This window comes from Flavobacterium sp. GT3P67, assembly GCF_004349155.1.
GTDB classification, from domain to species: domain Bacteria; phylum Bacteroidota; class Bacteroidia; order Flavobacteriales; family Flavobacteriaceae; genus Flavobacterium; species Flavobacterium ranwuense.
The window spans coordinates 337,679-351,315 of sequence record NZ_SMLF01000003.1; the positions used below are offsets into that span (position 1 = coordinate 337,679).

Annotated in this window: 11 protein-coding genes and 1 pseudogene; all 12 read right to left on the minus strand. The window is 33.7% G+C overall.

The window, feature by feature from the left end; genetic code table 11:
- Positions 1–225 precede the first annotated feature (225 nt).
- The 12 genes and pseudogenes from E0H99_RS07890 to E0H99_RS07945 all read right to left on the minus strand — a co-directional run bounded on the left by E0H99_RS07890 (position 226) and on the right by E0H99_RS07945 (position 13,622).
- On the minus strand, positions 226–1,569 hold the full coding sequence (locus E0H99_RS07890) for an O-antigen ligase family protein (protein ID WP_131993445.1): 1,344 nt from the start codon (positions 1,567–1,569) through the stop codon (positions 226–228).
- Entirely contained in the window at positions 1,566–2,648 is a 1,083-nt protein-coding gene (locus E0H99_RS07895) for a glycosyltransferase (RefSeq protein WP_131993448.1), read from the minus strand. Before E0H99_RS07895 ends, E0H99_RS07890 begins: the two co-directional genes overlap by 4 nt.
- On the minus strand, positions 2,645–3,640 hold the full coding sequence (locus E0H99_RS07900) for a hypothetical protein (protein WP_131993451.1): 996 nt from the start codon (positions 3,638–3,640) through the stop codon (positions 2,645–2,647). Before E0H99_RS07900 ends, E0H99_RS07895 begins: the two co-directional genes overlap by 4 nt.
- Positions 3,637–4,773: a glycosyltransferase family 4 protein gene (locus E0H99_RS07905; protein WP_131993454.1), complete on the minus strand. Its 1,137-nt coding sequence runs from the start codon at positions 4,771–4,773 to the stop codon at positions 3,637–3,639. Before E0H99_RS07905 ends, E0H99_RS07900 begins: the two co-directional genes overlap by 4 nt.
- Positions 4,770–5,867 (minus strand): glycosyltransferase family 4 protein, encoded by a 1,098-nt coding sequence (locus E0H99_RS07910; RefSeq protein WP_131993457.1) that lies wholly within the window; start codon positions 5,865–5,867, stop codon positions 4,770–4,772. Before E0H99_RS07910 ends, E0H99_RS07905 begins: the two co-directional genes overlap by 4 nt.
- A gap of 17 nt (positions 5,868–5,884) precedes the next feature.
- A complete protein-coding gene (locus tag E0H99_RS07915) occupies positions 5,885–6,721 on the minus strand; it encodes a class I SAM-dependent methyltransferase (RefSeq protein WP_131993460.1) in 837 nt (278 codons plus the stop codon).
- Between the two features lie 75 nt (positions 6,722–6,796).
- The gene (locus E0H99_RS07920; protein ID WP_131993463.1) at positions 6,797–7,795 is read right to left on the minus strand and encodes a glycosyltransferase family 2 protein; all 999 of its coding nucleotides are present in this window, start codon (positions 7,793–7,795) and stop codon (positions 6,797–6,799) included.
- Positions 7,792–9,333, minus strand: a complete 1,542-nt coding sequence (locus E0H99_RS07925) for a glycosyltransferase family 2 protein (protein WP_131993466.1) — start codon at positions 9,331–9,333, stop codon at positions 7,792–7,794. Before E0H99_RS07925 ends, E0H99_RS07920 begins: the two co-directional genes overlap by 4 nt.
- A gap of 3 nt (positions 9,334–9,336) precedes the next feature.
- Positions 9,337–10,479 (minus strand): glycosyltransferase family 4 protein, encoded by a 1,143-nt coding sequence (locus E0H99_RS07930; protein WP_131993469.1) that lies wholly within the window; start codon positions 10,477–10,479, stop codon positions 9,337–9,339.
- A 2-nt stretch (positions 10,480–10,481) separates the two neighbouring features.
- A complete protein-coding gene (locus E0H99_RS07935; RefSeq protein WP_131993472.1) occupies positions 10,482–11,357 on the minus strand; it encodes a hypothetical protein in 876 nt (291 codons plus the stop codon).
- 377 nt (positions 11,358–11,734) lie between these two features.
- Positions 11,735–13,168: pseudogene (locus tag E0H99_RS07940) on the minus strand (MBOAT family O-acyltransferase).
- Position 13,169: 1 nt separating this feature from the next.
- On the minus strand, positions 13,170–13,622 hold the full coding sequence (locus tag E0H99_RS07945; protein ID WP_165930274.1) for a serine acetyltransferase: 453 nt from the start codon (positions 13,620–13,622) through the stop codon (positions 13,170–13,172).
- Between the last annotated feature and the right edge of the window lie 15 nt (positions 13,623–13,637).

Sequence of the window (13,637 nt, forward strand, 5' to 3'; positions counted from 1 at the left end):
ACGTATTAATCTGTGACCAACTCAGATCTAATTAATATAATGAAACAAAAAAAGCAATACAAAATAACATTCAAAATGTCAGGCTGAGCAGAGCCTGTCCTGAGTTTTTATCGAAGGATCGAAGCCCTATATAGTAAAACGTCATTGGCAGTGTTTTTTCAAATACTAAAATACACTCAAAATAGATTAGGAACACACTTCATTAATAAAATAAAGAATAACAAATTAATCCTCTTTCTTTCTTTTAGCAAAACCGAACTGCACATTCAGCAAAGACAGAGAGTACACAAAGGCGGGCGCAGCGGTACGCATGGCGGCATGATTGATGGTAAAAAACCAAAAAGTAACAAAACACAACATGAACATATTGAACTTGTTTTCTAAATACAAAACGAGCGGTGTAAAGAATAGAATCAGCAAGGCCATAATACCCAATGAACCATGTTCCGCCAGCATCCGGGTAATCTCATCGTGAGATAAAACAAATGTACCTGTTTGTGATTTTCTTACTTCAACTCCTTTTCCTACACCAACTCCAAAAATGGGATTCTTTAAGAACATGTCAATTTCGTCACGCGCTATATCTTCTCTCCCTGTTAATTGACTTTCTTTTACCCTCCCTTGTGCATCCTGATTCGCATAGCGTTTATCGATAAGCCCTCCTGTCTGGAACGAAGTATAGCTCCAACTCGCTAGCATTGCCAGAGCAATAAATACAATAATATAATTTAGCTTTACCCTTCCTTTGTAATTGGATTTGAAATACAGGAACAACAACAATAAAACAATCATTAAAAACCCTGTTACCATCCCACCTCTAGAAAAGGTAAGCATGCCGCGATAAGTAATATTAAGAGCAACAATTAAATTGATTGTTAACATCAATTTAGTTGGAGACTCTAATATAACTCTGGAAAAAAAAATAAACATCCCCAGACCTAAAATTGTTGCCACCTGATTAGGACCATAGCCTCCTGAAGTTTCAAAATTCGATTGGGTACTCATTATCACATCACGAACATTGGGCGTATATAAGGTTAAGTACACCATACACGCAATAATAGGCAGCCCCATACTGAGTATGATGTCATTGATCTGATCCAATGCTATTTTCCGCCTGTACGTATACAGCGACGCGATCCCTAAACAGACAGGACCCGAAATATTAAAAACGATAGCTTTTCTGATATTGGTATCAAAATCCAATACAAAAGTGGTAAGTACTATACTGGGAACCAACAACAATAAAAACAACCAATACGGTGTGGCACCTTTGGAAAATCCGCTAAAATACATGCCCATAAAAAGAAAAACGATTACCCCATATTTAGAAATTTCATAAAGGGGGTTCCCTCCTGTCATTCTCAAGAAAACCTCACTACCCACGACATAAGCGGCAGCCATAAGGGCTTCATTGTTCCTATTTTGCTTTTTAATGATGTAATACACGCCAAAAATAAAAATAGAATACCCGTATATTTTAGAAGTAAAGGGAACAACATACACCAATACACCTATAAAAACATGGAATAGTATTAAATAAAGATAGGACAGTTCCTCTTTTTTCATTTTCTTTTATTATTTTGTAACCAACTTAAATATTGCTTTATTATGACTTCTTCAGAATTATTCTCTAGTACAGTTTTATACAATGTCTCCCCGAAATTTATCCTTATAAAATCATTTTCCATTAATAGAACCAAGGAGTTGTAAAACAATTCTTCATTCTGTGGAACTACAATAAAACCATTTTCTCTATCCCGAACCAAAGAAGAAATTTCTCCCACATTGGTTACTACTACCGGCATTTTGTGCTTTCCATATTCCAGCAAGGCCACAGGTAATCCTTCTGACTTCGATGTCAAGATTGCAATTGTCGATTGGTTAAGAATGTTACTTACATCTTGTTTTGTTCCGTAAAAAAAAACGGTTCTTCCTAAATTAAATTCAACAATTAGATTTTTAATCTTTTTCGAATAGGCATCTTCAAAATCTTTTCCAACCAAATGAAAAGTCCAATCTGGATAAGATACTTTTAATTTCTTAGCTACTTCCAACAATAAAAAATGATCTTTTTGTACCCTTAGATTGGCCAAGGACACAATCCGTTTTCCACTAGTCCCTTTCAATACAGTTTGGGCTCTACCATTTTTTTCTTCCGATGGAAAATTGGGTAAATAAATAGAGTTCTCAAAATGCAAATTTCCATTCGCCCAAACTTTTAGCTTTTGATTGACCGCAATAATCCCACTAAAAAAAGGAGTAATCAGTCGTAAAGCCAGTAAGGGCCTTTTATTTAAAAACTCACTATCCCCATAGTGGTCGTGCCAAATTATTTTAATAGAAGGGCAAAGTAGCTTTAGAAGAAAAGCAAGAAAGAAAGAAGTACTATGCGTATGAATAACTTCAACTTTATGTATTGCTACATAGTTTCTCAACTTAAAAAGAGCTTTAAAATCAATGACCCTATTTCTATTCAAAAACAAATACGAAACACCCGCATCAATCTGCTTCACAAGGGGCCCTTCTTTACGACTAACCACTAATCCGGAAAACTCAATTTGTTTAGCCAATGCATTCGCATAATTGACCGCCATACGTTCTGCACCACCCGCTTCTAAACTATCAACTAATTGAAGTATCCTCATTTTTGTAATATCCAATTTTTTAAATCCAAATAACTCCATTTCAGCGGTCCTCTAATATTTAGATGTTTAGAATTACTTACCAATCGATTCCCATCATAAACATAATAAAAATGAGTAGCGTCTAAACGCTGCATATCCAACTGATGCATTCCCGCATTAAATGCTGCTATATTTTTATTTGCCATTAAATAAAAAGGGCTTTCTCTTTTCACATCATAACCTCCGTCATGAAAGGAAAAACGGTACAAAGATAGCCCATACCCATAGCCTTTGGTACAATTTTGTACCGGTAAAACCAATCCTTTTTTATCCGCAAAAAAACGGCCACCCGCTCGTGCCTCAGTTCCTATTAAGGCGATTGGTTTTTTATGCAATTTCCATTTCCCAAACAGGGAGTCTGCCTCATAGAGGTACATATTTTTATTATAATCTGTGGCAACTAAAATATTTAAAGAGTCCGACAAATAGATGGAAGGATCCACGAGCGCAACATTGGCAATCAAAGTATCACAAATCCTCCAGTCAAAAGGAAAACGATGTGCTTTATACAACAACACCATATTTGCCTGTTTGGACTCCGGTACCATATAAAAATCATTCTTATATTTAAAAACCTGAGGATAAGACAAATGAAATTTTTGGGTTAAAACAGTTCCCCGATACTGATACTTTTTTCCATCTGTTGAGGTTAATAAACCAACATCCGCATTGGGTTTATTTTTTTTATGTTCAAAAAACAGGTAAAAAGTGTCTTTTTCTTTGACAAAAAAGGGATCCGCGAGAAATACCGTACTGTCATTTTGAGCTTTCAACGTTTCGATAGAATAAATGGAGTTTTTACCTACAGCAATATGTTCCGGATAACGGACTGATTGGCCATAGCCTATAGACCACCCACCGCCTTCTTGTTGAAAAAAAGGAGTTCTATAGTTGATTATAGCAAGCAATGCAACTACAAAAAGAAGAACCCAAAATAAGTATTGCTTTTTCATTTAATTCTTTCTGAATCGGGTTTTAATAAACCCATAATTTCTCGTTCAAAAACATCCAAAGTATAGTTCCTGGACCAATTCGAAGCGTTTTCACTTTTAGTATTAAAATCGGTTTGATTATTTAAAAGCGTTTCTGTCTTTCTAACATCTTTTTCCAAATCCATTGCTAGCAAAACACCTCTTTTTCCTTGATCGAGCATAAAAGGCACGCAGGATACAGGTGTTGCCAATGGAACACAGCCCCAAAACATTCCCTCAGCAATCGCTTTTGGCCAGCCTTCACTATCGGAAGGCAAGACCACAAAATGACTATTTTGATAAGCTTTTTGAACGGTATCCTTGGATTGATTCCCTTCTAATTCAATTACCGCTTCTAATTGATTGGCTATAATATACTGTTCTAATGCAGTGCGTTCTATTCCTTCCCCATATAAACTAAGGCGCACATCATATCCTTTTTTGTATATGAATTCAACTAACTGAATCGCATATAGGGGACATTTGCCTTTTACTAAAGCCCCCACAAAGACAAAATCAATACGTCCTTTCACTTCTTTTTTAGAAATGGCCAATTTATCAATTTCTTGGTATGTGGCAGTAAAAAAAGACCGTATGTTTGTACTGGAATTTTTCCAATGGCCATAAACCAATACCTGCATATTTCGGGTCAGGAATGTATTGCTTAGAATCCATTTTTGCAATTTGTAAGTCCAGGGCTGTTTAGACTTGGGATCCCAATTACCGGCATATTTAGCAGTTTTCAGAGTATTAGGAAAAAGCACTTGAATAAAACAACCTAACAATCCTATGTTTCCGGGGCAGCGCAAATGGATATGATCCGCATTTTTCATCGCTTTAAAAATCTTCCAGCTAATTCTTGGTATTTTTAAAACGGAACTAAAAACACCTTTTAAACTCAAAACATCAAAGCGCTCAATAGGTATAAATTGAATGTTTTGATGTTGATAAGCTTTATCTACAAGAGTTATCTCTGAAGTTTCTATTGGAGCCACCAGTATCAATTCTTCCACATACTTTGCCCAAACATTCATTTCACTAACATAGGGAGCATATGCGAAATACTTATTACACTCAATAATATGAGGAACATGGGTAATAATTGCAAATTTCATAGTATCAAATTAGAAATAGAATTACAATAGGTATCCATACCAAATTTATCTAAAAAAGTAGCTCTCGCATCTAAGCTCATCTGTTCATAAAGATTAAAATTATTTTCAATTTTATCAAATAATGATACCATTGAATCTACATTTGGTTCAAATTTAAAACATTCCTTTCCATCAGTTAAATAAGACGCCAAACCAATTGTATTAGAAATCAACAAAGGGGTCTGATTCATCATTGATTCTAAACCAACAGTTGGGAGGTTGTCAAATTTGGATGGAATTATTACAAAATGACTTTTATTCAAATAAGCATCAATAGTTTCATAAGGTAATCCTCCAAGATAACATATAGCCAAATTATCCTTTATTATTTCTTTTATTTCTAATTCTTGACTCCCGGTCCCTGCAATATTTAAAATGATTTTTGAATTCCGAACTTTATTTTTATAAGCTGTAAAAGCGACAATTAAATCAATCACCCCTTTTGAAGGATCCAATCGACCAAGGTAAGAAATAGTAATTGTAGCTGGATCGATCGCAATTTTATTTTTAAATCTATCTTTAATAGGATTAAGCATGACTAATCCCTTATCAATTAAATAAAAATCTTTTAAATCTTTTTTTGCTAATGCGGAGGGACAAATAATCACATCACAAAATAAATTATAAAAATTTTTTTTTCTAAAAAACAACATCTTTTGCTGTATCGAAGTCTTTTTTACGTCAGCCAAAAGCTGATCGGTCAAGGTATGATAGTATTCGAATGTTTTTACTTTCCCGAAAGACAATAATTTTGAAACACTAACTGAAATATTACTGCCTACAAAATGGCCAATAATAACATCCGGTTTATACTTAAAATAAAGGAAAACATACCAAATAAAATCTCTTATTAAAGTCGGTCTTTCCGTTGTAGGCCAGGAACAAATACTGATTTTACCTTTTTTCTTTTTTACAACCTGCTCTTCAAAAAAATAGGGTTGATGAGAAACAAAAACAACTTCATGACCTAAGTTAGCCAAATGATGCGCTAAATGATAACTCATTGCTGAAAACGAGACTTCACTGTAATTATGTGCTATAAGTATTGTTTTCATTAATTTACATCTGTTTTTTATGCTTTTGTTGCTTCAAAATAAATAGTTGAACCATGATAATTATTAAATAAAGATTTTAAAAAATCAATATAAAATTTTTTGCTTTTAATTTCAAGATAGGGAAATTTCTTTACTGTAGCCATACATTTAACAAACTTATTAATTTCAAAAATAGTGGCGATATTTTCTTTTGTAAAAAAATTCAAATGAACGGGTGGTTTATCTTGAAATATAGCATCTTCCTCTCTTTTTGGATGATTATAAATTTTATTATAATTTGGAGTAGATAGAATAATTTTTCCATTATCATTTAATTTTTCATAAGCCAACTCCAAAAATAATTTTAAATCCTGTAAGTGCTCAATTACTTCCCACAACATAATAACGTCAAAAGATTCTTCTATTTTATTTATAGCTGTAAAATCAGCATGTATTGTATTTAGTTTTAAAAATTGTGATTTATCAAACGATTCTTTATCAATTTCTATACCTGTATATTTAATCGTATTATTCTCTTTACGAATGTAGCAACCTATTAAACCTATTCCACTTCCTATTTCTAGAACAGATTCACATTTCCCATTTAGAACATGTTTTTTTAAAAGCCTTGACCGATGAAATCCAACATTAATGCTTTTATTTTTTAAAAGCATTTCATACTCTACGATAGAGTGATTGCTGTAAACAGCATTCTCCTTATTATATAATCCATCATAAACAGTTATAAACTCTCTTTGTGAATAAATTATTGAACAAAAAATAAATTCACAATTACTACATTGTACCAAATTATATTTCTTGTTTATTAATTTCACTTCTCCTTCACAAATTTTACATGTTATATATTTATTCATCTTTAAATATAGTTTTTCATTTCAAATCATCATCTTTTCATGAATTCACAATTATCAGAATATATAGAAATCTATTTATATATTCTTTGGTTTATTCAAGAACAGACTCCACCATCCTATTGTTCTTCCTAACGCTTCTACAAAGGCTTCCTTTTTTTTAGTCGTGTTAAAAGCATTACCATATCTTATAATAGTCAAAAGTATCGTAATGGAATGCCACTTCAGTTTTGCGTCAAGAAGTGGTTTTGGATTCTTTGTTCGCCAAACATACCAGCCATTTCTGACGACCATTTTACCGTATTGATATTGGTTTGGTCTTCCAGAGGCATCATGGTAATGATTTAGTTGGGCTGCAGTGTTCAAATACAATTTTCCTGTTTTGGCTACTTGCAACGTAAAGTCGGCATCTTCGTATAAACCATAGCCCTCAAAATAGGTGGAAAACCGGATGGTTTCAAAAATTTTTTTTCTAAAAGAAGAAACGCCTCCCATTAGCATCTCGACCTCATATATTTTACCGCTGGGGGGCAAAAAACCAACGCTTCTGCCGTGGGAAAATAAGGACGAAAAACCTGGAGGACAATCACTATCCAATCCCAACTTCTTTCTCAAAACAAATCGGCTGCCATCCTTTCGCTTCCAGCCGTCAAAAAAATACTCATCCATTTTAGGTATAAAATCATAGCCTACAAATTCACATTCAGACTCATTTTTGATATAACCTCCCACACCTAAAGCTTCTGGATAAATTTGGTAGGTTTGTAAGAGTTGCTCGAAATAATCATTTTCCAAAACGGTATCGTCATCTAGGAAACAAACTATATCCATCTCGTTTCCTACTCGCTCTATTCCATAATTCCTTTGTTTGGTCAGCCCACGGTGGTCCTGTGGAGCCAAAAAATAGTTTAAATCTTCAAACCAATTTTCTTTTAAAATAATTTTCGTTTCCTCATTTGTAGAGCCATCTATGATTAAAATTTCATTAGGATATGCAGTCTGTTTCTGAACTGATTGCAACAATTGGATCAAGGGTTTGGGACGCATATACGTACAAATAATCAACGAAAATCTCATGATGCCTTTTTTAATTGATTAGCCCAAAATATACTTTGACCCCATTGTTTTTGAAACATTTTAAAATAGCTATATGGATTTTTAATATTCTGATGTTTATAAAACTTGAAAAATAAAGTGGTTTTATACCCCCTAAATTGTTCTTTAGAATTATGCAAAATGATGTATAACATGACTGTTGGCGATGGCTTGGGTTGAATAGGGTCCTTTTGCCATAACAATATTGGCTTTGTCCTAAACCCCCCAATAGGTGCTTTTAAATGTAAAATTTCAGGTTCAGGGAAGTACAACACATCATGACTTTGATTTCGTATTTGCATCCCAAAATCAGCATCTTCACCATAACCAAACTCCAAAGCCGTATTGAATCTAACTCCATTTAAAAGATTTCTTTTAACAAAACTATTACCCGCTCCAAAAGTTGGCCATTGGATTACTTTTCTATATTTTTTAGATTCATTTTTTTGAGGATAGGAAGTTGTCATTGCTTCATTCCCATATTGTTTGATATTTTGAAGAACATCCTGAATTAAATTAGGTTCAAAACGATTATCATCATCAGCCAAAAACACCCATTCACTCTCTGCATAATTCAATGCTAAATTTCTTGCATTACATACCCCCGCTTGGTGAATAAAAATGTGCTTGATTACAAAGGGCCATTTTCCATTTAGGATATAATCCAATTCTGTTACACTTCCTTGTTGAGCATTTTGCTCTACAACAATAATTTTTTTCGGCAATAAGGTTTGTTTAGAAAAATCTTTCAATACATCAAACAAATAGTCTTTTCTTCCAATGGTTGGAATAATGACATCCACAGTGCCTTTATCAATGACATTCAGTGATGATTCAACTTTTATATTATCCAGATTTATATTAGTATTACTTCTATACTTGTAAAAAAAAGAAAATAGAAAGGGCAATACAGGAAATTTTCTTTCGTACAACATAAAATTTAGCAGCAACAAAAACACCCATCGTTTCTTATAGTGCTGCTTAACAAATCGAAAGAGAGTATAAATTCCAGCTTTGGATCTGCTTTTTAATTCTCCTGATTTTAAGAGTCTAGGTTCAGAATAGCAAAGTAAACCTAAAGGCATTCCTATTTTTGCTATAGAACTCAAATAATAATCAAAATTAGCATCGCAAACTATTTTATCCTTTAGTGCATTTAAAACAGAGGCATGAATAACGCCTGCAATACTGCTCATTTGCCAGGTTGGATACGATACTTCTTTATTAACATTAATAAATAAAGACTCATCAACATAACCTATTTTCCGATCAAAAAAATTATGTTGTGATGAAGAAAAAGACAACATCATTTTATCATGATGAAACAGCATTTTTATGGCCTCTAAATTCAACCGTTCTTTAACAGCTGAATGACACCAAAGTATTTTTTTTTCTGGAAATTCTTTTGCTATCTGCTGTAAACCACCTGCGATAGTCCCTTGGTAATCAAATTCAATTTTCTGATTATCAAGAGCCACTACGGCTGTAATTTTAGTATTTATATGGTATACAATAATCAAAACTTAGCCTATTAAAGAGTTATAAAATGATAAACTTTCTTGTGCAACGATTGCTATACTAAATTTTTCGGTTATCTTTTTTCTTGCTTCAACACCAAATTCTTTTTGCAATTTGACATTTTCTAGTAACTGAATAATTTTATTGGCATATTCCAAATGATGGGTTGGATGCACTAAAAAACCATCGATACCGTCATCTATCACTTCAGTGGCCCAACCGATATTAGAAGCTACAATTGGTTTTCGCATGGCCATAGCTTCTATCCATGAAACAGGTAAAGCTTCAGCAAATGTAGGAAATACACAAACAGTGGCTTCGTTGATTTGCTTTTTTATATCCTGATAGGGTACAGCTCCTAAATAATCCACATTGATAAATGCTTGCTCCGTAAACAGTTCCCGCATCATCTGCCAAGTGGATGAATTTCCTGAGATAATATCAGGAACATCCCTTCCCACTAGAACAAGCTTTGCTTTAGGATATTTATTGATTACCTCATTAAAAATGAAGGGCAATTCTAACAATCCTTTTTTACGGATTAAACTTCCAAAATATAGAATAACGCCATTATTATTGTCATCGATGTTTTGACTAAACAAGCTCAAATCAATTGAATTCGGAATTACTGTGAATTTCTTATCTAAACCAAACACTTCATTCGTTTTATCAGCCGTAAACTGACTTACAGAAAGCAATGCGTCAGCTTTTTTTAAGGCTCGTTTTTCATGAAATTTATTGTTCCACTTTACAGAACGCTGATCCAAGTGACAAAAATAAGTATCCGAACCGTTCAATCGAATGACAACAGGGCATTTTTTTGGACAAATAAAAGAAGTAATTCCAGTCCAATCCGGTGCTTCAACCAAATCAATTTCTTTTTGCTGGTGTAAGGTATTAATTATTTTTTGGAGTTTTTTTCGGGTAAGATACCATGACAATCCTTTGAGTTTCACATTCCGTATTTGTTGAATACAAATACCGTTATCATCAAAAACACCCTCTTCTCTCTGACCATACACCAAAACCCGAACCGAACAGCCTTCTGCTAAAAGTCCTGTAGCCAAGTTTTTGATACTCGTTCCAATACCTCCGGAGGTTCCGGTTTTCGGGTGCGGATATTCAGGAGTAAGAAAAGCTATTTTCATATTTATTTATTAAAAAAATCTTTTAAAATTCTGGCTGTAAACAGTCTCGCTCCAGCATCATTCATGTGCCCACAGGAAGAGAAATAGTGATCTCCTTCAACCGCATTTTCATAATTATGAATTTCGGGATAGATTTGATTTACTTTTTCAAAATAATTCAATCCTTTTGTGTTGGTGCACATGGGCGTCATCACTGCAATAAAATGGATATTATTGGTTGCACAAATTTGCTTAATTTCTTCATAATACCTGTTTTGAAGTGGCTTCAAAGCACGTATATCATTTTTCATGTTTCCTTTTTTCTTCTTTAAAGGATAATAGCCTAAATGCTCTAAATAGGTTGTAGGCTGACTTATTGCTGTTTTATACAGTTCCCTGAACCCTATTTTAGAGTCAAATGCCACATACCGATAAAAAGGAATATAATACAAGGGTTTAAAGTCTCCTTCTCCGGAAAAATGATCTTTTATTATTTTCGAATCATGAATAAATGGCATAAATTTGGCAGAAACACCATCATCCCTATGGGCATTAGACAAATTTAAATCAGCTTCGAGTATTACATTTTTTATGTTGTATTTATGTGCTACCATTAATTTTAACAGGAGAGCCGCTTCAAATAAATGACCTCCGCTCATGCCGTAATTAAAGGTTTTCAATCCCTTCTCTTCAAATAGTGGCGCAACAAAATGATTATTCGCTCTGGAAGAACCTAAAATTACTACATCGTAATTTCGGACTTCTGAGTTGTAAACATACTCTATTTTTCCTCTATCCGAAGACTGCAAATAAACAGTCGTATAAAGAAAATCTAATACGAATAACAGTAAAAACAGCAGCAAGAGAGTTTTGACTGTAAAAATTAAAAAACGTTTCATTGTTATATTATTCTCTTTTATATTTATGAATTCATTCTAATTATTATTTATACTTCACCCTAATTTTCGGCTCCCTTTAGGGTCTGGGGAAAACGAAAATTTATACTTCACCAACCCTAAAGGGTGGGAAAAAGAAAGACAACGTTACAACATTTCTACTCTACCCCTAATTTTCGATTCCTTTTAGGACAATGCCATCAAGTTAAGAAAAAATAGATAAAATGATTTTTGATTTCAGATATTATAGACCCCATAAAATCGACAATCTTATATTTACCAACATCGAATCAAAAATCTGCAATCGTTAATCTTCAATCTAAAATCTCTCAACTTAATGACATTGCCTTTTAGGGCTGGGGTAAAACGAAAATTGCTCCTTAAAACTGAAAATAAATAAATTCTTTATAATCCGAATAGGTTCCCAGCGCTATAATTGCGGCAATGCACAATGCTAATTTTAAGGTACTGTTTCTTCCTGAAATTGGCTCCACTTGCGTTCGGCTATTCCATTCGACCAAGATAAAAGCCACTATCAGAATTATGATTTCATAACTGTACCGTTCATTTTCCAAATACTGCGGTAAAAAACTTTGATTGGTAAAAATACGTTCAATATAATCAAAAGCTTCACCTATCGATTTTGCTCTGAAAAATACCCAGGCCAAACAGGTTAATGCAAACGTACTAATCATGCTTAAAATCACTTTCAAGGAGCTCCAATTCCAATACAAAGAAACCGTTTCCATATTAGACCTGTTTTTTTTGAGAAGCAACAACGGTAAAAAATACAACGCATTGATAAAACCCCAAGCTATAAAAGTCCAATTGGCGCCATGTCAAAAACCACTGACCAAAAAAATCACAAAGGTATTGCGGATTTTCATCGCCATCCCACCACTGCTTCCTCCCAAAGGGATGTACAAATAATCCCGAAACCAGGACGACAGCGAAATGTGCCAACGACGCCAAAACTCGGCTATATCACGAGAGAAATAAGGATAATTAAAATTACGTAACAAATCGATTCCAAATAATTTAGACATTCCCAATGCCATGTCCGAATACCCGGAAAAATCTCCATAGATCTGAAAGGCAAAATAAACGGCTCCCAGCAACAACGACAGTGAATTCATGGATTCATAATTATCAAAAATAGCATTGGCATAGGTCGCACAAGTATCGGCTATTACCACTTTTTTGACCAATCCCCATACAAATTGATAGATTCCTTCCTTGCCTTTTTCAAAATCAAAACTGCGTTTCACTTTTACTTGTGGCAATAAGTGGGTGGCTCTTTCAATAGGACCAGCGACCAGCAATGGAAAATAACTGACAAACAAGGAATAATCCACGAAGTTATATTCAGCTTTGATTCTTTTTAAATAAATATCGATAACATACGATAATCCGTGAAAGGTATAGAAGGATATCCCTACTGGCAAAACCACGTTTAGTAATAAGGGGCTGGTTTGCAATCCAAACCCATTCAATAACTGAGAGAAAGAATCAGCAAAAAAATTATAATATTTAAAAATCCCCAGAAAACCAAGATTGATACCGATACTCAACCAAAACCAAAATTTTCGGCCTATTACAGTCTTGGCTTTTTCAATTCGAATTCCGGTATAATAATCCAAAAAAGTGGAGAAAACCAATAGAAACAAAAAACGCCAATCCCAACAGGAATAAAAATAATAACTGGCAATAATCAACAAAAGATTTTGACTACTTTTTGTTTTATTAAAAACAAACCAATACAGCACAAATACTATGGGAAGGAAAATGGCAAAGGATAAGGAATTAAAAAACATATTAGGTATCGCTATTGTGAATGTAAAAAGAAGACAAGTCTTTATTTATTATGCTGACTTTAGGACTCAAAACGGTATGAAAATCTGGAATATCATTGGTAACCACAGCATTGGCACCAATAGTTACATGATTACCAATTGTTATACTTCCAAAAACACAAGCTCCGGGTCCTATAAAAACATTATTTCCTATTTTCGGTACTCCAATAGTAGCACCTGCATTACTTACTCCAAAAGTTATTCCTTGAGAAATATTACAATTATCCCCAATAACAGTATCTCCATGTATCACTACATTTCCAAAATGTCCGATATAGAACCCCTTTCCTATTTGAGTTCTATAAGAGATATCAAATCCGTACTTCACTTTTAAGTGGCGCAACCAAAGAAAGAAAAAATAGAATAATGACTTGCTTCTTTTTCTAAAATACTGTGTCAAACGAAAAATAGTCATAAATTTTAGCCCAGG